This is a genomic window from Micromonospora sp. IBSANI012, from assembly GCF_052814045.1.
Map to the genome: position 1 here is coordinate 5,568,400 of NZ_CP199933.1, position 21,264 is coordinate 5,589,663.

The window sequence follows — 21,264 nt, forward strand, 5'->3', positions numbered from 1 at the left end:
CGACGCGGTGGCCGCCACAACGAGGGGTGGTGCCGGAAATGTCAGCAATGTCACGCGGACTGTACTATATTGATCCTCGACTGTGGTACGCCGGGTAACCAGGGACGCCTGAAATCCGGACAAAGGGGTCGTGAGCTTGCTCACCGTGCGGAGTTTTTCCTCGCGGCACCCTTGACATCGACACCGTTCGTGAAAGTATTCACAAGCGAACTTGAGTTACCGGGACATTGCCTGGATATGCTCGGCAGGTTGAGCTGTTCCAGCAGGTCCAGGGACTGCACAAGCCTGCTCACGCACTGCCGAATAGTCGGACGCGAACCGTCACGACCGGCACTGCGGACGCATATAGAAAAGCACTAGCGTTATCTGCCACCCATCCAGAATGAGGAGTGTTGCCGCCATGGACTGGCGCCACGATGCCGTCTGCCGCGACGAGGACCCGGAGCTGTTCTTCCCGATCGGGACGTCCGGTCCGGCCCTCCTGCAGGTGGAGCAGGCCAAGGCCGTCTGCCGGCGCTGCCCGGTGACCGACCACTGCCTGCAGTGGGCGCTGGAGTCCGGTCAGGACGCCGGCGTCTGGGGCGGGATGAGCGAAGAGGAGCGCCGCGCGGTGAAGCGCCGCGGCGGCATCCGGGTGCTGCGCGCTCACTCCGCCTGACCGATCACACAGCAGAACGCCCCGGCCGGGTTCCACCGGCCGGGGCGTTCTGCTGTCCGGGAGCCGCACGGCTGCCCCGGTACCCGGACGGCGCCCGGTCCGATCATCGACGGGCCGGTGAACCCGATCACCACCGCTGCACCGCATCGACCCGCCGCAGCACCAGCTCGGCCAGCTCGGGCGCGTCGGTCAACGGCCCGCTGACCGCCACCGCGCCGGCCCGGCCGGCCGCCGTCACCACCCCGTCGTGGAAGAGCCCCGGCGCCAGGAAGTACGCCGCCACGGCCACCCGCCGGGCGCCGGCGGCGCGCAGCCGGGCCACCGCCACGTCGGTCGTCGGCGGCGCCGCCGAGGCGTACGAGACGGTGCAGGGAACCCGTAGTTCGGCGGCGAGCGCCGCGGCGACCCGGCCCACCGAGCCACGCGCCCGGGCGTCCCGGGTGCCCGCCGCCGCCAGCACCAGGGCGTCGAAGCCGTCCGGCTCCGTCTCCGCCAACCGCCGCTGCAGCCCGGCCAGCAGCCGGGCGTCGACCGTGCCGTCGGCGGGGCCGAGCACGTCGGTGACGCGTACCGCCAGCTCCGGCGCCGTGTCGCGGGCCGCCACCACCGCCGCCGGGATGTCCACCCGCCGGTGGTAGGCGGCGGTGAGCAGCAGCGGCACCAGCACCGCCCGGGTGTGCCCCGCCACGGCCAGCCCGCGCAGCACCGCCGTCGGGTCCGGTGCGGTGTGGTCCAGCCAGCTCGGCAGGACGGCCGTGCCGGGCCGGACCGCCTCGACCGCCCGGGCCAGCGCCCGGGTCGCCTCGGCCGCCCGGGGATCCCGGCTGCCGTGCGCCACCAGCACCACCGGCGGGCGACCGCCGCCCGGCGCCGGGCACGGCCGGATCCCCTGCGCCGGCCCCGAATGGTCGTCGACCGGCACGGCCGGTCCGCCGGCCCCCGGCGCGGTCTCCCCCGCGCCGGGAACCGGCCCGGTCAGACGTGCAGGCCGCACTCGGTCTTCTCGAACATGGCCCAGCGGCCGGCCCGCGGGTCCTCGCCCGCCTTGGTGCGTCGCGTGCACGGCCAGCAGCCGATCGAGCCGTAGCCGCGGCTGAACAGTTCGTTGACCGGGATGTCGTACCGGGAGATGTAGGAGTCCACGTCGGCCTGGGTCCAGGCCGCGATCGGGTTGACCTTCACCCTGCCGCGCCTGGCGTCGAAGGTCACCACCGGCGTGTTCGCCCGGGTGGGCGACTCGTCCCGGCGCAGCCCGGCGGCCCAGGCGTCGTACCCGGCCAGGGCCCGCTCCAGCGGCTCCACCTTGCGGAGCTGGCAGCAGTCGTCGGGCGAGCGGTTGAACAGCCGGGGGCCGTACTCGCCGTCCTGCTGGCCCACGGTGAGCCGGGGGCGGATCGAGCGGACGTTGACCGGCAGCCGGCGGGCCACCTCGTCGCGCACCTTCAGCGTCTCCGGGAAGTGCAGCCCGGTGTCGAGGAAGACCACGTCCACCCCGGGGGCGACCCGGGACACCAGGTGCGCCAGCACCGCGTCGGCCATCGAGCTGGTCACGCAGAACCGGTCGCCGAAGGTCTCGGCCGCCCAGCGGGCGATCTCCAGCGCCGGGGCGCCCTCCAGCTCCCGGCCGGCCCGCTCGGCCAGCGCGCGCAGCTCCTCCGGGTCACGCCGGGCCAGTTCGGCCGGCTTCGGGCCGCCGACGCCGACCAGGCCCAGGTTCGCGGCGGACACCAGGTTCATCGGGCCACCACCTTGGCGAGCAGGCCGGTGAACCGCACCGTGAAGACGCGGGCGCAGGCGTGGCACTCCCAGGCGCCGTGCCCGGCCTCGTTCGGCCGCAGGTCCTCCTCGCCGCAGTACGGGCAGTACAGCGGGGCGGAACGGGTTTCGCTACTCATCGAAGCTCCTCCTCGTCGACCCTGATCACCCAGTTGGCGAACGTCTCGCCCTCGCTCCGGCCGGCCAGGTAGCGGCGGGCCAGTCGTTCCACGTACTCCGGAAGCTCCTCGGCGGTGGTCTTCAGGCCGCGCAGCTTGCGGCCGAAGCCGGCGGTCTGCCCCTGGGCCATGCCCAGCCCACCGCCGAGGTGCACCTGGAAGCCCTCCACCTGCCGGCCGTCCGGGCCGACCACCAGCTGCCCCTTGAGGCCGATGTCGGCGACCTGGGTGCGGGCGCAGGCGTTCGGACAGCCGTTGAGGTGGATGGAGATGTCGGCGTCGAAGTCGCGCAGCCGCTCCTCCAGCCGGGCCACCAGCTCCTCGCCGCGTCGCTTGGTCTCGACGATGGCCAGCTTGCAGAACTCGATGCCGGTGCAGGCCATGGTGCCGCGCCGCCAGGCCGACGGCCGGGCCTCCAGGCCGATCCCGCGCAGCGCGTCGACCAGGGACTCCGTCCGCTCCGGCGGCACGTCGAGCACCAGCAGCTTCTGGTACGGGGTGAGCCGTACCCGGTCGCTGCCGTGCGCCTCGACCGCGTCGGCCAGCTGGGCGAGCTGACCGCCGGAGACCCGCCCGACCACCGGGGCGGCCCCGACGAAGTTGCGGCCGTCGCGCTGGCGGTGCACGCCGATGTGGTCGACCGGCTTGTCGGGCAGCTGCGGGGCCGGGCCGTCGAGCAGGGTCCGGCCCAGGTACTCCTTCTCCAGCACCTCGCGGAACTTCTCCACGCCCCAGTCCGCGACCAGGAACTTCAGCCGGGCCCGGTTGCGCAGCCGGCGGTACCCGTAGTCGCGGAAGATGCCGACCACGCCGGCCCACACGTCCGGCACCTCGTTCAGCGGCACCCAGACGCCCAGCCGCTTGGCCAGCATCGGGTTGGTGGAGAGGCCGCCGCCGACCCAGACGTCGAAGCCGGGGCCGTGCTCCGGGTGGTCGACCCCGAGGAAGGCGACGTCGTTCGCCTCGTACGGGGTGTCGACCAGCCAGGAGATCGTGGTCTTGAACTTACGCGGCAGGTTCGAGTACGCCTTGTCGCCGACGTACCGGCGGACGATCTCGTCGATCGCCGGGGTCGGGTCGAGCACCTCGTCGCGGGCCACCCCGGCGACCGGGCTGCCGAGCACGATGCGCGGGCAGTCGCCGCACGCCTCGGTGGTCTGCAGGCCGACCGACTCCAGCCGGCGCCAGATCTCCGGCATGTCCTCGACCCGGATCCAGTGGTACTGGATGTTCTGCCGATCGGTGATGTCGGCGGTGTCCCGGGCGAACTCGCGGGAGATGTCGGCGATCACCCGGAGCTGGGCCAGGTTGAGCTGGCCGCCGTCGACCCGCACCCGGAGCATGAAGAACTCGTCCTCCAGCTCGTGCGGCTCGAGCACGGCGGTGCGCCCGCCGTCGATGCCGGCCTTGCGCTGGGTGTAGAGGCCCCACCAGCGGAACCGGCCGCGGAGGTCCTGCGGGTCGATGGCGGCGAAGCCGCGGTGGGCGTAGATGTTCTCGATCCGGGCCCGGACGTTCAGCGGGTCGTCGTCCTTCTTGATCCGCTCGTTGGCGTTGAGCGGCTCGCGGTGGCCGAGCGCCCACTGCCCCTCACCGCGCGGACGACGGGCTGCCCGGGCGGCGGGCGCCGCCGGGGTCTCCGGGCGGGCCGGGGTGCTGCTGACCGCCATCGCGGCGTCCTCCGTTGTCTGCTGTGCCTCGGTGGGATACGCGGGCGCGGCGGCCGACCCGTGGGACGGGCCGAGGACAACGGTGTCGGAACGGCCGGCGCGCAGTACGCGCCCGAGACGGATGGGTCGGGCGTCGTCAGTGGGCCGGACAGATCGCGCTGCGCACGCGGCCGTAGTCGACGTGGCGACGGGCCACGAAGCGGCGGACGACAGCGGCGGTCATGGGGCCATGCTGCCACACCCCCGGGGGGCCGGCCAACGAGCGCGTGCGCCATCCCACATCACGGGCCGCGCCCCGGCCGTCATCGTCCCCCACGCTGCGACCGCCTCCGCCGGCCCTTCAACCTCCGCGATTGGGTTGCCCGGGCCGGGCCGGCATCTGCCCGGTGTTCCCTCACGCCCGGTGCTCTTTCACGCCCGACGGTTCTTCAGGCCCGGCGGTTCCTCGGGCCCGGCGGTTCCTCAGGCCCGGCGGTTCCTCAGGCCCGGTGGTTCCTCAGGCCCGACGGTTCTTCAGGCCCCGGTGGTCTGCACGCCCCCGTTGGTCGACACGGCCTCCCGCACTCCTCGGGCGGCCCGCGGTCGGCTCAGACCCCTGACACCGCCTGCCCTGTGCCGGCCCTTTCGAGCTGATGTCGTGAACGAATCAACGGCCGCCCGCCGGGTCCCTGCGGTCACGTCATCGCACCGGCCGAGCGGGGCCGGTCGGGGGGGCGGAGGGAGAGCGGCGCAGGCTGTTCGCCGCAGTGGTGAATCGTCTACGACATCGGCTCGAAAGGGCCCGCACGAGGCACCCAGCCACGCTTCCCAGGGCCAGCGCCGGGCTTCCGGCCAAGCTTCCCAGTGCCAGCACCAGGCGTCCGATCAAGCTACGGGCCAACGCTGGCATCCAGGCACGCTTGCCAGGGCCGACGCCGGGCGTCCGGCCAAACTCCCCAGGGCCAGCACCAGGCGTCCGGTCGAGCTGCGCCGGACAGCGGTGAAGCTCTGGCCGTGTTCGTGGGGATGGGCAGCACGGCGGCGGGGCCGCTGTGGCAGCGTGGCCCGGCGCGGTGTGGGACGCTCGGCGCGTGGGCAGTATGTCCGGAAAGCGGCATGCGGTGGAGGGGTGGGCGCGGCTCGTCTGGCTGCCGCCCCTGCTGGCCACGCTGGTCGTCGGGCTCTACGGCATCGGCCACGCCCAGCCCTGGCGGGACGAGCTGGCCACCTGGAGTGCCGCCACCCGGCCGCTGGGTGACCTGCTCCGGCTCACCGGAACCGTGGACGCCGCCACCGGGCCGTACTACCTGCTCATGCACGGCTGGGTCCGGATCTTCGGGGACTCGGCGACGGCGCTGCGGCTGCCCTCGGCGCTGGCCATGGCCGGGGCGGCCGGGCTCACCGCCGTACTCGGCAGGTGGCTGCTGGGGACGCGGGCCGGCCTGCTCGCCGGCCTGCTCTTCGCGGTCCTTCCCGGCACCTCCCGGTACGCCCAGGAGGCCCGCCCCTATGCGTTGGCCAGCCTCTTCGCGGTGCTGGCCACCCTGCTGCTGGTCGCGGCGCTGCGCCGGCCCGGGTGGACCCGCTGGGCCGGATACGCGGCCGCCGTCGCCGCGCTCGGCCCGACCCACCTGCTGGCGCTCACCCTGCTGGCCGCGCACGCCGCGGTGGTGCTGGTCGCCTGGTGGCGTGGGCCCGCGGCGGCCGGCCTCGCCCCACCGCCCGCACCAGCGCCCGGCCTCGACCCGCCGCCCGCCGGCCCGGCGGACCAGGGCCCGACCGACGTCCCACCCGCCCCGGCCCACGATCAGAACGGGACGGCGGACCGCCGGAACGGGACGGCGCCCGAGCAGAACGGGACGGCGCACGGCCCGAGCGGGACGGTGCACGACCGGAACGGGACGGCGCACGGCGCGAACGAAACGGTGCACGACCGGAACGGAACGGCGGACGGTCGGGACGGGCGGTTGCCGGTGCGCTGGGTGCTCGCCGTGCTGCCGGCGCTCGCCCTGCTCACCCCGCTGCTGCTCACCGCCCGGGGGCAGCGCTCCCGCCAGCTCGACTGGGTCGAACCGGCGCGGCTGGCCGACCTGGCGGCGCTGCCCGGCGGGGTGGCGCAGAGTTCGGTGGTGGGTGGCCTGCTGGTCGGGCTGGCCGCCCTCGGCGCGGTCCGGGCAGGTCGCCGGGCGCTGCTGCCCGGGCTCTGCGTGCTCCTGCCGGTGCTGCTGGTCTTCGTCGGCGCGCTGGTGGTGGCCCTCTGGGTGCCCCGCTACCTGGTCTTCACGGTGCCCTTCGCGAGCGTGCTCGCCGGCGCGGCGCTGGCCAGCGCACCGACAGCCGACCCGCCGGCAGAGCAGCGCGGGCCGGACGCGTCGGCCCGGGCCACGGCCGCCGGCCCAGCGGCATCGGCGTCGGCGTCGGCGGCATGGGCGTCGGTGCCGGCAGCGTTGGCGTCGGTGTCGGGGGCGCTCGCGGTCGTGGTGCTCGCCGGGCTGCTCGGCATGCCCGACCAGGCGGCGCTGCGGCAGACGCACGGCTGGCCGCGCAGCGCGACCGTCGACTACCGGGGTGCGGCGCGGATCGTCGCGGCCGGCCAGCAGCCCGGCGACGCGGTCGTCGTCCACCCCCGGGACGGCTGGCTCTTCCTCGACCTCGGGCTGGCGTACCACCTGGGCGAAGCGCGGCCGCGCGACGTGCTGGTGGTCCGCGACCAGCGGCAGCGCGCGGACCTCTGGGCCACCGAGTGCGCCCGGCCGGCCGAGTGCCTGGCCGGGGTACGGCGGGTGTGGCTGGTGGTCGCCGGCCGGCGACCCGATCCACTGGCGGCGGTGCCCGGCGCCAAGGGGGACGCGCTGCGGGCGGGCTTCACCGTCGGCCAGGTGTGGCAGCGGCCCGGCGTCACCGTCGCCCTGCTCACCGCCCGCGGCTAGCCGCGGGCCGAGGGCACGACCAGCACGCGGCTAGCCGCGCTCCCCGCGGGCCAGGGGCACGACCAGCACGGCCTCGGTGCCGCCGGCCACGCCGGGCCGCAGCTCGATGCTGCCGCGCAGCTCCCCGGTGACGAGCGCCCGGACGATCTGCAGGCCCAGCCGGCCACCGCGCTCGGCGTCGAACTCGGCTGGCAGGCCGCGCCCGTTGTCGGCGACCGAGACGTGCAACTGCTTGCGGAACCGGTGCGCGGTGACCACCACCTGCGGCGCGGCGCCGCCCTCCGGGCCGGCGGCGCCGTCCTCACCGGCCGGCGGGAAGCCGTGCTCCACGGCGTTGAGCAGCAGCTCGTTGAGGACCATCACCAGCGAGGTGGCGATCTCGGCGGGCAGGACGCCGAAGCTGCCCTTGCGGCGCATGCCGACGCTCACCTCGGTCGCCGCGACCTCGGTGGCGGCGCTGGCCACCCGGTCGACGATTCCGTCGAACTCGACCGCCTCGTCGCTGGACATGGAGAGCGTCTCGTGGACGAGGGCGATCGAGGCGACCCGGCGTACTGACTCCTCCAGCGCCACCCGGGCCTCGGGCATGGACACCCGGCGGGCCTGGAGGCGCAGCAGCGCGGCGACGGTCTGGAGGTTGTTCTTCACCCGGTGGTGGATCTCCCGGATGGTGGCGTCCTTGGTGATCAGCGCCCGGTCGCGGCGGCGTACCTCGGTGATGTCGCGGACCAGCACCAGCGCGCCGATCGGCACGCCGGCCGGCATCAGCGGCAGCGACCGGGTGAGCATGGTGGCGCCCCGGGCGTCGATCTCCCGCCGGGGCGGGGCCTCGCCACGCAGCGCGGCGAGCACGCCGTTGGCCGCGTCGGTCCCCTCCAGCGGGTCGCTGGCCAGCCGCCGGTGCAGCTTGGCCAGGTCCTCCCCCACCAGGTGGGAGGCGTAGCCCAGCCGCCGGTACGCCGACTGCGCGTTCGGGCTGGCGTAGGTGACCTTGCCATTGGCGTCCAGCCGGACCAGGCCGTCGCCGACCCGGGGCGCCGAGGTGGTCTCACCCGGGTGCCGGGGCGGCGGGAAGGTGCCGTCGGCGGTCATCTGGGCCAGGTCGTCGGCGGTGGTGAGGTAGTTCAGCTCCAGCTGGCTGGGCGTACGGGCGGTGGAGAGGTTGGTGTCCCGGCCCACCACGGCGACCACCTCACCGGACTCACCGTCGGCGGCGCGCAGCCGGACCGGGATCGCCTCGTGCCGGGCGGGCACGTCGCCGTACCAGACCGGGTCGCCCTCCCGCCAGATCCGGCCCTGCCGGTAGGCGACCTCCAGGTGCGCCACCTCCGGCCCGCCGACGATCCGCCCCACCTGGTCGTCGAGGTACGCGGTGGGGGCGGTCGTCGGGCGGACCTGGGCCACGCAGAGGAACGTCCCGTCGCCGTCCACCGGCACCCACAGCAGCAGGTCGGCGAAGGAGAGGTCGGACAGCAGCTGCCAGTCCCCCGCGATCCGGTGCAGGTGGTCGATGTCGGCCGGCCGGAGCTGGGTGTGCTCCTCGGCGAGGTCGCGCAGCGTGGACACGAGACACAGCGTGCCACGCCGAGCCTCACCTCGTCGCGGTGACCTTCTTCAGCCCGCGCGGGGCGTCCGGGTCCTCGCCCCGGGCCAGCGCCAGCGACAGCGCCAGCCGCTGCAGGGGCAGGATGTCCAGCAGCGGGGCGTACCGCTCGTCGACCTCGGGCACGGCCATCCGGGTGGCCCCCTCGACCGCGGCGGAGCCGACCACCACCACGTCGGCGCGGCGCTCGCCGAGCCGGGGCAGCACCTCCTCCATCGACCGGCCGCCGGGGCCGGAGCCGACCACGGCCAGCACCGGCACGTCCGGGTCGGTCATCGCCAGCGGGCCGTGCAGCAGGTCGGCGCCGGAGAAGGCGAGCGCGGGCAGGTAGGAGGTCTCCATCAGCTTCAGCGCGGCCTCCCGGGCGGTGGGGTACGCGTACCCCCGGCCGGTGGTGACGAGCTGCCCGGCGAAGCGGTAGCGCGGCGCGAGCTGGGCCGGGGTGGGGTCGGTCAGGGTGCGCTCGGCCAGCCCGGGCAGGGCGTCCAGCGCGGCCCGCTCGTCGGCGGGGAGCACCCCGTCGCCGGCCCGGACGCCCTCGACCAGCATCAGCAGGGCCAGCAGCTCGGCGGTGTACGTCTTGGTCGCGGCGACCGCCCGCTCGTGCCCGGCGGCGATGTCGACGGAGAGCTCGGCGGTCTCGGCCAGCGGCGAGCCGGGGGCGTTGGTGACCGCCAGGGTGAGCGCCCCGGCGTCGCGGGCGGCGCGCAGCACCTCGGTGAGGTCGGGCGACCCGCCGCTCTGGCTGACCCCGACGACCAGGGCGTCGGAGAGGTCGGGGCGCGCCCCGTAGAGGGTGACCACGCTCGGCGAGGCGAGTCCGGCCGGCAGACCGAGCCGGATCTCGGTCAGGTACGCCCCGTAGAGCGCGGCGTGGTCGGAGGTGCCCCGGGCGGTGAAGACCACGTGCCGGGGCCGCCGCTGCGCGATCACCGCCGCGACGCGGGCGATCGCCCCGGCGTGCTCGGCGGTGAGCAACCGGGCGTAACCGGCCGGCTGCTCGTCGATGTCGGCGGCCATCCCGGCCCCTGGACGCGTCACGGAAGCTCCTCCCACTGCGCGATTGCCGCGCGTTTCATGCTCAGTCTTGCACTATTGCTCGCGTCTGAGCAATCGCACGAGCAGGAATGCGCAGTGGATCACCAGATCGGCGCGTCATCCCCTAGGCTTGCCCAGCCCTGGAACTGCGAGCGAGAGGCCGACGTGTCGGAGGGACCTGACGAACCCGTGCTGTCCGCCGCGGAGGAGCTCGCGCTGGCCCGGCTGGCGCTCGACGAGGGCGACCTGCCGCACGCCGCCGGTCACCTCGCCGCCGCCATCGTCCAGGCCCCGACCCTGCCCGAGGTGCACGAGACGCTGGCCCGCATCGCGGCGGCCTCCGGCGGCGACCTGGAGCTCTTCCCGCTCGGCCAGCGGGTCTTCGTCGGCGCGGTGGTGGCCCGCGCCCACCTGCTCGCCGCCGCCGGGCGCCCGGCCGAGGGGCTCGACCTGCTGGTCGCCGCCACCGGGCACGCACCCGGCGTCGACTGGGCCGGCGTGCCCTGGGTGAGCGCCCCCGAACTGGCACGACGGCTCGACCCGGAACGCGCCGCCCGGATCCTGATGCAGGTCTGCGCCGCCGTGCCCGACCCGGTGCCCCGGCCCGGCCGGCCGCCGCTGCTGCCGTACCTCACCCTGGCCCGCAACGCGGTGGCCGCGCATCCGCGCCACGCGCTGCTGCTGGGCGCAGCGTCCGCGCTGGCCCGGCGCCTCGGCGAGGTCCCCCTCGCCGTCACCTGGGCCAGCCGGGGGGTACGCGCCGAGCCGACCAAACTCGGCGAGGTGTGGCTCGGGTACGCGTACCGCAGCGCGGGCCGGACCCGGGACGCCCTGGCCGCCCTGGAACGGGCCGTCGACCACGATCCCGACGACCTCGCCGTGTACGCGGACATCGCCGGCACCTTGGCCGACACCGGCCGGCTGGACGCGGCGCTGGAGTGGATCGACCGGGCCCTGGCCCGCGACCCGACGTTCGACTGCGCCGTGCACACCGCGCACCGGCTGCGCTACCTGCGCGACGGGGACGTGGCGCACCTGGTCGCCCTCGCCGACTTCGTCCGGGACCATCCCGACGACAGCCACGAGCACGGCGACCTGGCCGAGTGCTGCCGGGGCCGGCCCTGGCTCGGGCAGGTCACCCCGGCGGCCGGCGCGATGGTCGACGCGCTCCGCCGCGCCCTGGCCGCCGACGGCACGCCCGGCGCCTCGGTACGGCTGGCCGCCGTCGAGCCGCCGAGCGCGATGCGTACCGTGGCGGCGGCCGTGCCGGGCCTCGACGTCGAGGTCACCGGCGTCGCCGACCCGGATCCGCGGGAGCCTCGCCGGGCCACCACCTGCCAGCTCTGGCGCTACGACGGCAGCACCGCCGCGCCCACCCTGCCGGTCCCCTCCGCCGACGCGGCGGACCGGGTCCGCCACCTGGCGCATCCCGCCTGGCCCCACCCACCGGCCGCGTACGACGCCGCGGTGGGGCTGGCCACCCTGGAGCTGGGCGACCTGCTGGGGCTGCTGGTGCATCCGCCCGAGGCGCCCGCGACCGCGCTGGGGCGGGTGCTGACCGGGCAGGACCCGTCGCTCTGGGTGCGGTGCGTGCAGGTCTGGGCCTGCCTCGGCCTGCTGCATCACCGCACCGACGAGCCGTGGGCGGACTCGACCCGGCGCCGGGTGCTGGTCGAGCTGGTCTGGGGTGTGGAGGACTGGATCACCGAGGCGGCACTGTTCGCCCTGGTGACCGCCGCCTGGGTCGACCCCGCGGTACGCCCCGACGTGGCCCAGGTCGTCGCCGAGCGGCTCGCGGACGCGGCGGAGGTGGCCCGGGACCGGCCGGTGCCGATCGCCACCTCGCTGGCCCACCTGGCGCTGGCCACCCCGGCCCTGGACGAGGCGACCACCGTGCTCGCCGAGCGGATCGTCGCCGCCGCGACGGTGCCACCGTCGCGCCGCCCGGGGCTGCTGGCCCGCCTCCGCGCCCGCCTGGCCCGCGCCTTCCGCCGCCCCTGACCCCACCCGGGCGGGGTCGGGAAAGCGGCGCGGCCGCGTCGTACCCCGGGAAGGGGACGACGCGGCCGCGACGGAGCGGGTCAGGCCACCGGGGCCTTGCCGAGGGCGGTCTCGGCCTGCTCCTCCGGGGTCGCGGCCGGCGGGGCGTCGTTGGACGACCGCAGCGGAACCTCCTTGATGAACCAGGCGAGCACCGGCACCACGACGGTGAAGAGCACCGCCCACAGGAACACGTGGGAGATCGCGCCGGAGAGGCCGCCGAGCACCAGCTCGCGCGCCTGGGCCGGGAGCTCCTTGAGCTTCTCCAGGTCCATCCCCCCGCCCTCGCCGGTGCCGGCGCTGAACGCGCTGCCTGCGGCGGAGTCGGCGAGCCGGTTGGCGAAGATGGCGCCGAAGAGCGAGATGCCGAACGAGCCGCCGATGGAGCGGAAGAAGGTGGCCGCGCCGCTGGCCGCGCCGAGGTCCTTCTGCTCGACGCTGTTCTGCGCGATCAGCATCGAGGTCTGCATCAGGAAGCCCATGCCGACGCCGAGCACGACCATGTAGAGCGAGGACTCGGCCTTGCCGGTGTCCACGTCGAGACGGCTGAGCAGGAACATGCCGGCGGTCATCACCACGCCGCCGACGATCGGGAAGATCCGGTACCGGCCGGTCTTGGTGATCGCCCGGCCGACCACCAGCGAGACCACCAGCATGCCGAACATCAGCGGGAGCAGCAGCAGGCCGCTGTTGGTGGCCGAGGCGCCCTGCACGGTCTGCTGGTAGAGCGGCAGGAAGTTCATCGCGCCGAACATCGCGAAGCCGAGCAGGAAGCCGATCACCGAGATCAGCGCGAAGTTGCGGTTGGCGAAGAGCCCCAGCGGCAGGATGGGCTCGGGAACCCGGCGCTCGACGAGGCCGAAGGCGACCAGCGCCACCGCGGCGAGCACCGCCAGGCCGAGGATCTGCGGGGAGGCCCAGTCGTACTCGTTGCCACCCCAGGTGGTGAGCAGGACGATCGCGGTGATGCCGACCGAGAGCAGGGCGGCGCCCAGCCAGTCGATCTTGTGCTCGGTCCGGTACTTCGGCAGGTGCATGGTGGTGGCCAGCACCAGCAGCGCGACACCGCCCAGCGGCAGGTTGACGTAGAACGCCCAGCGCCAGGAGAGGTTGTCGGTGATGAAGCCGCCGACCAGCGGGCCGGCCACCATGGCGATGGCCATGATGCCGGCGATCATGCCCTGGTAGCGGCCGCGCTCGCGGGGCGGCACCAGGTCACCGATGATCGCCATCACGCCGACCATCAGGCCACCCGCGCCCAGGCCCTGCACCGCGCGGAACGCGATCAGCTCGACCATGCCGTCACCGGGGCCGCCGAGCATGTCCGAGCCGGCCATCCCGCAGAGCGCGGAGCCGACCAGGAAGATGACCACCGAGGTCAGGAAGACCGCCTTGCGCCCGTACAGGTCGCCGAGCTTGCCCCAGATCGGGGTGGAGACCGTCGTGCCCAGGACGTACGCGGTGACGACCCAGGTGAAGTGGTCGAGGCCGCCGAACTCGCCGACGATCCGCGGCAGCGCGGTGCTGACGATCATGTTGTCGAGCATCGCGAGCATCATCGCGATCATCAGGCCGAACAGCACGACCCTGATGTTGGGTCTCGCCGCCGTCTGGCTTTCCTGACTCATGGGTAAGCTCCCCCGGAGAAGTGACGCACTTACTTGCCGCCCGGCTAGTTACCTTACTAGCCGCACGGTAAGTTGGACAGCGAGAGACCGTCAAGCGAGTTGGGTGGTGCAGGTGAGGGAGAGCACAGGCGGCACGCGCGAGCGTATCCAGGCCGTCGCGCTGGAGCTCTTCACCGAGCAGGGGTACGAGCGGACCTCGCTTCGGGAGATCGCCGAGCGGCTCAACGTCACCAAGGCGGCGCTGTACTACCACTTCAAGAGCAAGGACGAGATCGTCAACAGCCTGGTCGAGGACCGCGTGCGGCGGATCGACGAGCTGATCGCCTGGGCCCGGTCGCAGCCGCCCACCCGGGCCACCCGGCGGGCGCTGCTGAACAAGTACGCCGACATGATGTTCGCCAGCGAGCAGCCCTCGGTGATGCGGTTCTTCGAGCAGAACCAGACCGTGCTGAAGAGCCTCTCCGCCGGCATGCAGATGCGCGAGCGGATGCTGGGCCTCGCCGACCAGCTGTGCCAGGGCGACAAGTCACCCGCCGCGCAGCTGCGCGCGGCCCTGACCCTCTTCGCGGTGCACAGCAGCTGGTTCGCCGTGCGCACCCCGCACATCACCGACCAGGAGCGCAAGAGGATCGCGCTGGAGGTCGCCGACGAGCTGCTCGCCGGGATCGGTGAGCCGGAGCCGGACGCGGCTCAGGACTGACCGGTCAGCTCCAGCCGCAGGCCCAGCAGGTCCACCCCGGGCACCGGCGACCAGTCCTTCTCGCGCAGCCGGACGAAGCCCATCCGCTCGTAGAGCCGGTGCGCCGGCGCGGCGAACCCACCGCGTACGCAGATCACCACCGCCGCGCAGCCCAGCGCGGCGGCCCGGTCGACGCAGGCCCGGGCCAGCGCCGCCCCGGCACCCCGACCCTGGGCCGCCGGATCCACGGCGAGCATCCGGAACTCCGCCTCGCCGGGACCGGAGAGCTCCGCGTACGGGCTGCCGGGCAGCACGAAGGTCACCGAGCCGAGCACCTCGCCGGTCGCCTCGTCCACGGCCACCAGCACCTCGCCGTGGGTCGCCCGGTGCGTCACGTCGGCGAGCACCTCGGCGTACCCGTGCTCGCCCTTGAGCTGCCCGTCCGCCTCGTACGCGGCCACCGTCAGCCGGGCGACCGCGGCGAAGTCGGCCGGGGTCGCCGGGCGGACCAGCAGGCCGGTCAATCGATCACCGCGATCAGGTCACCGTCCTGCACGACGTCGCCCTCGTTGACGGCGAGCTGCTTGACCACGCCGTCGGACTCGGCGACGACGGGGATCTCCATCTTCATCGACTCCAGGATCACGAGCGTGTCCCCCTCGGACACGGTGTCCCCGGCCGACGCGACGACCTTCCAGACGTTGGCCACCATCTCGGCACGGATCTCCTCGGCCATCTCCCGGCCCTCCCTCTCGCGATTGCCTGCGGACGTATCCAATCACGCGGCGGCACGCGATGGGCGGGGAGCGGGCGGCGCCACGTCCACGACCGGAAACGCCGCGCGCTCCGGCCGCCCCGGCGGAGGATGGCGGGTACCGGCCGCACTAGCATCAGCGGGTCGGACCCTGGCGCCGGGAGGACCGGTGCGTGCACCGGCGCCGAGGGTCGCCGCAGCAGGGATCCGACCATCACGAGGAGGTTCACCATGGCGAAGAAGGCCCGCAAGAAGAAGGCCCGTAAGAAGAGCGGCGCGAACCACGGCAAGCGCCCCAACTCCTGATCACGCCCGGCGGGCAGCCGCCGTCGCGATCAGCTCCGCCGGCCCACCGGGGCCGGACAGACCGGTGGCCCGGGTCGAATCGACCCGGGCCACCGTCGTGTTCCGCGTACGTTCAGTCGGCCAGTTCGCGCGACTCGGTCGTCTCGAAGACCACCAGCTCGGTCAGGCGGATCCGCAGCCGCTCGCGCAGCTGGTCGGGGGCGGTCTCGTTGCCGCAGCAGCGGGCGACGAGCGCCTTCACCTCCTGCTCGATGCCGTACTCGCGCAGGCAGGGCCCGCACTCGTCGAGGTGGTGGCGGATCAGCGTGCGCCGTTCCTCCCCGCACTCCAGGTCGAGGTAGAGGTAGACCTCCGCGAGTACCTCACGGCAGTCCGTCTCGTGCGGCTCTCCACAGCTCACGTCACACCTCCCGGCCGGCAGCGGCGGTCGAGCCCTTCGAGGACTGCGCGGAGCTGAAACCGCGCTCCGCGGCGTAGCGCTCGAGCAGCTTCCGCAGATTACGACGACCCCGGTGCAGCCGGGACATCACGGTGCCGATCGGCGTACCCATGATGTCGGCGACCTCCTTGTAGGAGAACCCCTCGACGTCGGTCAGGTAGACCGCCAGGCGGAACTCCTCCGGCAGCTGCTGGAGGGCCTCCTTGACGTCGCTGTCCGGCAGCCGGTCCAGCGCCTCGGTCTCGGCCGACCGCAGACCGCTGGAGGTGTGCGACTCGGCCTCGGCGAGCTGCCAGTCGGTGATCTCGTCGGTGGGCGCCTGGATGGGCTGGCGCTGCCGCTTGCGGTAGGAGTTGATGTAGGTGTTGGTCAGGATCCGGTAGAGCCAGGCCTTCAGGTTCGTGCCCTGCTCGAACTGGTGGAAGGCGGCGTACGCCTTCAGGTATGTCTCCTGGACCAGGTCCTCGGCATCCGCGGGGTTGCGTGTCATCCGCAACCCGGCAGCGTAGAGCTGGTCGACGAAGGGCATCGCGTCCCGCTCGAAGCGGGCCCTGCGCTCGTCCGTCTTCTCGGTGGTCAACCGCACATCCCCTCGCGTCGGATGCTTCCCCGCCGAGGATACGCGTCCGGACCTGCCGGCAGATTCGGTTCCGCCGGGTGTGCCCGCCCTCACCACCGCCGTGCCGCCCACCGTCGCGGGCCAGTCCGGTCCGCCCAGCAGCTGCCGGAGCTGCCGCGCTTCCCGTTCGTCCCGTTCCCGGCTCCGTGTCTCGGTCGGCACCGGTCACCCCCCTCGCCAGATGTGTCGCTCCGGTGGTGGTAACGCCCGGTCGGGGTCCGGACATTCCGCCGGCCGCCCCCGTTCCTGGTCCCGGCCTCGGCGAAGACCGACGCTGGGACCAGGAAGGGCCTGGGAGGGAGGTGCCGTCGCCCGGATCGGGCGGCCGGCACCATCCGATGCAACGACCCTGCGCCGCGCCGGTCACGCTCGCCGGGCGGGGCGGCTACCCGCCGTGGCTCAGGGCAGCGCCCAGCCCCGCTCGCGGAGCCAGGCCAGCACGGCCGTGGCCACGGCCGCCGGGTCCTTGCGCAGGTCGTGACGCTCGCCGGGGCGGACCACCACGCGGACCGAGGCGTCGGCGTCGGGCACGCCGAAGGGATCGCGGTCGCCGTTGACCACCAGGGTGGGCAGCCCGGTCAGCAGCTCCGCCGCGCGGGACCGCTCCGGCCGGCCCGGCGGGTGCAGCGGGAAGGCCAGCGCGACGACCCCGGTCGCACCCACGGCCGTCGCGGTACGGCAGGCCACCCGGGCACCGCTGGACCGCCCGCCGACCAGCAGCGGCACGTCCGGATGCCCGGTACGCAGCCCGGCGACCACCGCCGTCCACGCCTCGTCGAGGTGCCCGGCCGGTGCCGGCGCCCGCCGCCCGGCCACCCGGTACGGCTGGGTCACCCGCGCCACCGCCACCCCCGCGCCGACGGCCGCGTCCCGGACCGCGAGCAGGTCGGGGGCGTCCACGTCGCCGCCCGCCCCGTGCCCGAGCACGAGCAGGGCGACCGGCGGGCCGGCCGGCAGGTCGGTCTCGACCCGGGCCGGGCCCCGTGGAGTGTCGATCTCGTCGCGGTGCGGCACCGGCCCATTCTGCGCCGCCGGCTCGCCGGGCACGGCGACCAGGCCGGCAAAGACGCCCGGCACGGCGGCCAGGCCGGCCTGGCCGGCCGGGACGCCCGACGGTGGGCGATCCCGGCCGGCTCAGTCGACGAGCGGTGCCGTGGCGGGCGGGTGCGGGCTCAGCTCAGCGGCACCAGCGTGAGCAGGCGGTCGCGCACCGGCGGGCCGGCGTCGTCCGCGGCGTCCGGATCCGGCTGCACCTCGCTGCGCCAGGCGACCAGCATGGCCCGCCGCTCGCGCGGCGTGGTGCCACCCCAGACACCGTGGCAGTCGCCGACCTCCAGCGCCCAGGCCAGGCACGAGCCCTGCACGTCGCAACTGCGGCAGAGCGCGACGGCGGCGTCGGCCGGTTCGTTGGGCGCCGGAAAGAACGTTTCCGGATCGACGCTCTGGCAGGTTCCTCTGGTCCGCCAGGCCTCGTCCTGGCGGCGTTCGCGCAACGCCCGCAACAGTCGCGGATCTCGTCGTGCGGCGGCCACCTCGTGCGGTCGGGGCATACGCGCCCGGGTCATCACACCCACCTCCCCCGTGGGACCGGCAAGATCGACGGGCATCGTTCGCACCGCGCGAAGACGCTCCCAGTGCCGGCGCTGTGTTCTATCGCACCCGTGGACGCGGAGACAAGGGGCTGTGCACAAAGATGACTGAAGATCCGAGCGAAATTTCGCCCGGAACTCTGGCAATTCGTACGCGACAATGTCGCGAATCGCGTTCAGAAAAGCGTCATTTCCCCCTCGACCCGCTCCTCGGGCAGCGGCACCCGCTCGATCAACCCCGGCCCGTCGTTGCGCACGTCGCCCACCGCCGGACCCACCGGCCGGATCTCCAGACCGGCGAGCCAGTCGACCGGCGGCGGGGCGAGCAGCGTGGCCGGGTCGTCGACCGGCCCGAGCCAGGCCGCCCAGCGGTCGGCGGGCAGCAGCAGCGGCATCCGGTCGTGCACCTCGGCCAGCTCCCCCACCGCCGCGGTGGTGAGCACGCTGAAGGTGAGCAGCGACTCCCAGCGCGACCAGATGCCGGCGAACGCCAGCACGGAGCCGTCGCGGGGGGTCATGTAGTAGGGCTGCTTGCCGCCGGCGGGGCGGCGCACCCACTCGTACCAGCCGTCGGCGGGGACCAGGCAGCGCCGGCGGGCGAACGGGTCGGCGTACGCGCGGCTGGTGGCGACCGTTTCGACCCGGGCGTTGATCATGCGGGCGGCGCCGGCCGCCGAGCGGGACCAGTGCGGCACCAGGCCCCAGCGCCCGGCCGACAGCACCCGGCCGGCCTCGGCGTCCATCCGCACGACCGGCACCGGGTCGGTCGGCGCGACGTTGTGGTCGGGCGCGAGCCGGCCGTCGGTGTCGTCGTACGACTCGAACAGCGCGCTCAGGTCACCGGCGCTCCGGGTCGTGGCGTACCTCCCGCACATGGCGCACACGCTAACGCCCCGCCGGCTTCCCGGCTGTCCCGCCAACCGGGAGTAGGACCGACGGCCGGCTCCACCGGCCGGCGAGCTTGGCAGAATGTAACCGTGGGGAATCCGACCGCGACCCGGCCACCGCAGCCGTGGACCGCACCGACCGCCAGCGATCCGGTTGCCGCGACGCTGCGCCTGCCCGGCTCCAAGTCGATGACCGCCCGGGCGCTGGTGCTCAGTGCCCTGGCCAGTGGTCCGTCGACCCTGCACGGGCCGCTGCGCGCGCGGGACACCGAGCTGATGGCCGGCGGGCTGCGGGCGATGGGCGCGCACATGTCGATCTCCGACGACGAGCGCTGGCTGGTCCGGCCGCACCGGCTGGTCGGTCCGGCCCACGTCGACGTCGGGCTGGCCGGCACGGTGATGCGCTTCGCGCCGCCGGTCGCCGGCCTGGCCGAGGGACGGGTCACCTTCGACGGCGACCCGCAGGCCCGGGTCCGCCCGCTCGGCCCGCTGATCGGCGCGCTGCGCTCGCTCGGCGTACGCGTCGAGGCCCCGGCCGCCGGCAGCCTGCCGCTGACGGTGCAGGGCACCGGCCGGGTCGCCGGCGGCGAGGTGGTGATCGACGCCTCCGCCTCCAGCCAGCTCGTCTCCGGCCTGCTGCTCGCCGGCGCGCGCTTCGACCGGGGCGTGGTGGTGCGCCACCAGGGCCCGCCCGTTCCCTCCGCGCCGCACCTGCGGATGACCGTGCAGATGCTGCGGGCGGCCGGCGCCGCGGTCGACGACAGCGTCCCGGACGTCTGGGTGGTCGAGCCCGGCCCGCTGGCCGGGCGCGGCTGGGAGATCGAGCCGGACCTCTCCGGCGCGGTCCCGTTCTTCGCCGCCGCGCTGGTCACCGGCGGTGAGGTGACGTTGCAGGGCTGGCCGCGCAGCAGCGCGCAGCCGGTCGAGCAGCTCCGCTCGCTGCTGCACCGGATGGGCGGCGAGGTGACGCTCGGCACCGCCGGGCTGACCGTGCGCGGCACCGGCACGGTGCACGGCCTGGAGGCCGACCTCTCCGACGTCAGCGAGCTGACCCCGGCGCTGACCGCGCTGGCCATGCTGGCCGACTCCCCGTCCCGGTTCACCGGCATCGCGCACATCCGCGGCCACGAGACCGACCGGATCGCCGCCCTGGCCCGCGAGTTCGCCTCGCTCGGCGCCGACCTGACCGAGTCCTCCGACGGTCTGGAGATCCGGCCCCGCCCGCTGCGCGGCGGCACGTTCCGCACCTACGCCGACCACCGGATGGCGCACGCCGCCGCGGTGGCCGGGCTGGCCGTTCCCGGCATCGAGGTGGACGACGTGGCGTGTACCTCCAAGACCATGCCCGAGTTCCCGGCACTATGGTCGGCAATGGTGACCGGCAAGAGCTGAGGCGTAGAGGGGGCGGTCCTGGCGACCAGACGGCGGGAGTACGACGAGGACGACGTACGGGTCCGGCCCGGAAAATCCTCGCGTCCACGCACCCGCACCCGGCCCCGGCACGCCGACGCGGTCGACGGCTTCGTGATCGCCGTCGACCGGGGCCGCTACACCTGCGTGCTGGCCGGCGCCGACGCCGACGACACGGTGACCGCGATGCGGGCCCGGGAGCTGGGGCGCAAGTCGGTGGTGGTGGGCGACCAGGTGGGCCTGGTCGGGGACACCTCCGGGGCGGCCGGCGCGCTGGCCCGGATCGTCCGGATCGCCGAGCGGCGCTCGGTGCTGCGGCGGACCGCCGAGGACGACGCGACCACCGCCGAGGGGCGGCTGGAACGGGTCGTGGTCGCCAACGCCGACCAGCTGGTGATCGTCAGCGCGCTGGCCGACCCGCCACCGCGCACCGGCTTCATCGACCGCTGCCTGGTGGCCGCGTACGACGCCGGCATCGAGCCGCTGCTCTGCCTGACCAAGGCCGACCTGGCCGGACCCGAGCAGGTGCTCGGCTACTACACCGAGCTGGAACTGCCGTACGTGCTGGTCCGCCCGGACTCCGACCTCGACGCGCTGCGGGCGCTGCTCGCCGGCCGGGTCTCGGTCATGGTCGGGCACTCCGGGGTGGGCAAGTCGACGCTGGTCAACCGCCTGGTGCCGGAGGCCGCCCGGGCCGTCGGCGTGGTCAGCGCGATCGGCCGGGGCCGGCACACCTCCACCAGCGCCGTGGCGCTGCGGCTACCGCCCGCGCCGGGCGTCGACGGCGACCCCGGCTGGATCATCGACACCCCCGGGGTACGCAGCTTCGGGCTCGCCCACGTCTCGGCGGAGAGCCTGCTGCACGGCTTCGCCGACCTGGTCGAGGCGACGGTGGACTGCCCGCCGAACTGCCCGCACACCGCCGAGGCGCCGGACTGCGCGCTGGACGCCTGGGTGGCCGCCGGCAAGGCCGATCCGCGCCGGCTGGCGTCGTACCGTCGGCTGTTGTCCTCCCGGTCCGGGGAGGGTGACCCGCGCGGCGAGGCCGACCAGCGGAATCCGGGCGACCCGCTCGCCGGGTCCTGAACCCGGCGTGGCTAC

At 74.4% G+C, this 21,264-nt stretch carries 21 protein-coding genes; 7 read left to right on the top strand and 14 right to left on the bottom strand.

Annotated elements, in window-relative coordinates; translation table 11 throughout:
- Positions 1–400 precede the first annotated feature (400 nt).
- Positions 401–658 carry a WhiB family transcriptional regulator gene (locus tag ACTWM8_RS25705; RefSeq protein WP_088960482.1) on the top strand — a complete coding sequence of 86 codons (258 nt, stop codon included), beginning with the start codon at positions 401–403 and terminating at the stop codon, positions 656–658.
- A gap of 127 nt (positions 659–785) precedes the next feature.
- Here ACTWM8_RS25705 and ACTWM8_RS25710 read toward each other — a convergent pair whose 3' ends face one another.
- The 4 genes from ACTWM8_RS25710 to ACTWM8_RS25725 all read right to left on the bottom strand — a co-directional run bounded on the left by ACTWM8_RS25710 (position 786) and on the right by ACTWM8_RS25725 (position 4,262).
- Positions 786–1,544 carry a sirohydrochlorin chelatase gene (locus ACTWM8_RS25710; protein ID WP_446214677.1) on the bottom strand — a complete coding sequence of 253 codons (759 nt, stop codon included), beginning with the start codon at positions 1,542–1,544 and terminating at the stop codon, positions 786–788.
- Between the two features lie 89 nt (positions 1,545–1,633).
- A complete protein-coding gene (locus ACTWM8_RS25715; RefSeq protein WP_446211239.1) occupies positions 1,634–2,395 on the bottom strand; it encodes a phosphoadenylyl-sulfate reductase in 762 nt (253 codons plus the stop codon).
- Positions 2,392–2,553, bottom strand: a complete 162-nt coding sequence (locus ACTWM8_RS25720) for a hypothetical protein (RefSeq protein ID WP_170285433.1) — start codon at positions 2,551–2,553, stop codon at positions 2,392–2,394. The genes ACTWM8_RS25715 and ACTWM8_RS25720 overlap by 4 nt, the downstream gene beginning before the upstream one ends.
- Positions 2,550–4,262, bottom strand: a complete 1,713-nt coding sequence (locus ACTWM8_RS25725; RefSeq protein WP_446211240.1) for a nitrite/sulfite reductase — start codon at positions 4,260–4,262, stop codon at positions 2,550–2,552. Before ACTWM8_RS25725 ends, ACTWM8_RS25720 begins: the two co-directional genes overlap by 4 nt.
- 1,079 nt (positions 4,263–5,341) lie before the next feature.
- On the opposite strand from ACTWM8_RS25725, the gene ACTWM8_RS25730 reads away from it, so the two are divergent.
- Positions 5,342–7,171 (top strand): glycosyltransferase family 39 protein, encoded by a 1,830-nt coding sequence (locus ACTWM8_RS25730; RefSeq protein WP_446214678.1) that lies wholly within the window; start codon positions 5,342–5,344, stop codon positions 7,169–7,171.
- A 30-nt stretch (positions 7,172–7,201) separates the two neighbouring features.
- On the opposite strand, the gene ACTWM8_RS25735 is transcribed toward ACTWM8_RS25730, so the two are convergent.
- Together ACTWM8_RS25735 and ACTWM8_RS25740 are read right to left on the bottom strand one after the other, a co-directional pair.
- Complete coding sequence (locus ACTWM8_RS25735) at positions 7,202–8,737, bottom strand: PAS domain-containing sensor histidine kinase (protein WP_280835905.1); 1,536 nt, start codon at positions 8,735–8,737, stop codon at positions 7,202–7,204.
- Between the two features lie 25 nt (positions 8,738–8,762).
- Positions 8,763–9,794, bottom strand: a complete 1,032-nt coding sequence (locus ACTWM8_RS25740; protein WP_446214679.1) for an SIS domain-containing protein — start codon at positions 9,792–9,794, stop codon at positions 8,763–8,765.
- 183 nt (positions 9,795–9,977) lie between these two features.
- Between ACTWM8_RS25740 and ACTWM8_RS25745 the strand changes: the two genes are divergently transcribed.
- Complete coding sequence (locus tag ACTWM8_RS25745) at positions 9,978–11,813, top strand: tetratricopeptide repeat protein (RefSeq protein WP_446211241.1); 1,836 nt, start codon at positions 9,978–9,980, stop codon at positions 11,811–11,813.
- Between the two features lie 80 nt (positions 11,814–11,893).
- On the opposite strand, the gene ACTWM8_RS25750 is transcribed toward ACTWM8_RS25745, so the two are convergent.
- Entirely contained in the window at positions 11,894–13,480 is a 1,587-nt protein-coding gene (locus ACTWM8_RS25750; RefSeq protein WP_446211242.1) for an MDR family MFS transporter, read from the bottom strand.
- Positions 13,481–13,586: 106 nt separating this feature from the next.
- Here ACTWM8_RS25750 and ACTWM8_RS25755 point away from each other — a divergent pair, with 106 nt between their 5' ends.
- Positions 13,587–14,180: a TetR/AcrR family transcriptional regulator gene (locus tag ACTWM8_RS25755; RefSeq protein ID WP_446211243.1), complete on the top strand. Its 594-nt coding sequence runs from the start codon at positions 13,587–13,589 to the stop codon at positions 14,178–14,180.
- On the opposite strand, the gene ACTWM8_RS25760 is transcribed toward ACTWM8_RS25755, so the two are convergent.
- Together ACTWM8_RS25760 and ACTWM8_RS25765 are read right to left on the bottom strand one after the other, a co-directional pair.
- A complete protein-coding gene (locus ACTWM8_RS25760; RefSeq protein ID WP_446211244.1) occupies positions 14,171–14,683 on the bottom strand; it encodes a GNAT family N-acetyltransferase in 513 nt (170 codons plus the stop codon). The genes ACTWM8_RS25755 and ACTWM8_RS25760 overlap by 10 nt on opposite strands.
- A complete protein-coding gene (locus ACTWM8_RS25765) occupies positions 14,680–14,895 on the bottom strand; it encodes a biotin/lipoyl-binding carrier protein (RefSeq protein ID WP_088973021.1) in 216 nt (71 codons plus the stop codon). The genes ACTWM8_RS25760 and ACTWM8_RS25765 overlap by 4 nt, the downstream gene beginning before the upstream one ends.
- Positions 14,896–15,144: 249 nt before the next feature.
- Here ACTWM8_RS25765 and ACTWM8_RS25770 point away from each other — a divergent pair, with 249 nt between their 5' ends.
- A complete protein-coding gene (locus ACTWM8_RS25770; RefSeq protein ID WP_369700219.1) occupies positions 15,145–15,219 on the top strand; it encodes a 50S ribosomal protein bL37 in 75 nt (24 codons plus the stop codon).
- A gap of 112 nt (positions 15,220–15,331) precedes the next feature.
- On the opposite strand, the gene rsrA is transcribed toward ACTWM8_RS25770, so the two are convergent.
- The 5 genes from rsrA to ACTWM8_RS25795 all read right to left on the bottom strand — a co-directional run bounded on the left by rsrA (position 15,332) and on the right by ACTWM8_RS25795 (position 18,741).
- Positions 15,332–15,619, bottom strand: a complete 288-nt coding sequence (rsrA, locus tag ACTWM8_RS25775) for a mycothiol system anti-sigma-R factor (RefSeq protein ID WP_088960472.1) — start codon at positions 15,617–15,619, stop codon at positions 15,332–15,334.
- 1 nt (position 15,620) lies between these two features.
- Entirely contained in the window at positions 15,621–16,439 is an 819-nt protein-coding gene (locus tag ACTWM8_RS25780; protein ID WP_446211245.1) for a sigma-70 family RNA polymerase sigma factor, read from the bottom strand.
- 237 nt (positions 16,440–16,676) lie between these two features.
- Positions 16,677–17,291, bottom strand: coding sequence for an alpha/beta hydrolase family protein (locus ACTWM8_RS25785; RefSeq protein WP_446214680.1), 615 nt, complete (start codon positions 17,289–17,291; stop codon positions 16,677–16,679).
- 158 nt (positions 17,292–17,449) lie between these two features.
- Positions 17,450–17,842, bottom strand: coding sequence for a WhiB family transcriptional regulator (locus tag ACTWM8_RS25790; RefSeq protein WP_088979381.1), 393 nt, complete (start codon positions 17,840–17,842; stop codon positions 17,450–17,452).
- Between the two features lie 200 nt (positions 17,843–18,042).
- A complete protein-coding gene (locus tag ACTWM8_RS25795) occupies positions 18,043–18,741 on the bottom strand; it encodes an SOS response-associated peptidase (protein WP_446211246.1) in 699 nt (232 codons plus the stop codon).
- A gap of 102 nt (positions 18,742–18,843) precedes the next feature.
- On the opposite strand from ACTWM8_RS25795, the gene aroA reads away from it, so the two are divergent.
- Both aroA and rsgA read left to right on the top strand, forming a co-directional pair.
- Positions 18,844–20,145 (top strand): 3-phosphoshikimate 1-carboxyvinyltransferase, encoded by a 1,302-nt coding sequence (aroA, locus tag ACTWM8_RS25800; RefSeq protein ID WP_446211247.1) that lies wholly within the window; start codon positions 18,844–18,846, stop codon positions 20,143–20,145.
- A gap of 18 nt (positions 20,146–20,163) precedes the next feature.
- Positions 20,164–21,249 (top strand): ribosome small subunit-dependent GTPase A, encoded by a 1,086-nt coding sequence (rsgA, locus tag ACTWM8_RS25805; protein WP_446214681.1) that lies wholly within the window; start codon positions 20,164–20,166, stop codon positions 21,247–21,249.
- Positions 21,250–21,264: the final 15 nt, after the last annotated feature.

Bases quoted from the DNA above. Each gene is read 5' to 3' on its own strand.
- ACTWM8_RS25705 (WP_088960482.1), top strand. From the start codon at position 401: ATGGACTGGCGCCACGATGCCGTCTGCCGCGACGAGGACCCGGAGCTG.
- ACTWM8_RS25715 (WP_446211239.1), bottom strand. From the start codon at position 2,395: ATGAACCTGGTGTCCGCCGCGAACCTGGGCCTGGTCGGCGTCGGCGGC.
- ACTWM8_RS25720 (WP_170285433.1), bottom strand. From the start codon at position 2,553: ATGAGTAGCGAAACCCGTTCCGCCCCGCTGTACTGCCCGTACTGCGGC.
- ACTWM8_RS25725 (WP_446211240.1), bottom strand. From the start codon at position 4,262: ATGGCGGTCAGCAGCACCCCGGCCCGCCCGGAGACCCCGGCGGCGCCC.
- ACTWM8_RS25730 (WP_446214678.1), top strand. From the start codon at position 5,342: ATGTCCGGAAAGCGGCATGCGGTGGAGGGGTGGGCGCGGCTCGTCTGG.
- ACTWM8_RS25740 (WP_446214679.1), bottom strand. From the start codon at position 9,794: ATGGCCGCCGACATCGACGAGCAGCCGGCCGGTTACGCCCGGTTGCTC.
- ACTWM8_RS25750 (WP_446211242.1), bottom strand. From the start codon at position 13,480: ATGAGTCAGGAAAGCCAGACGGCGGCGAGACCCAACATCAGGGTCGTG.
- ACTWM8_RS25765 (WP_088973021.1), bottom strand. From the start codon at position 14,895: ATGGCCGAGGAGATCCGTGCCGAGATGGTGGCCAACGTCTGGAAGGTC.
- ACTWM8_RS25790 (WP_088979381.1), bottom strand. From the start codon at position 17,842: ATGACCCGGGCGCGTATGCCCCGACCGCACGAGGTGGCCGCCGCACGA.
- ACTWM8_RS25795 (WP_446211246.1), bottom strand. From the start codon at position 18,741: ATGTGCGGGAGGTACGCCACGACCCGGAGCGCCGGTGACCTGAGCGCG.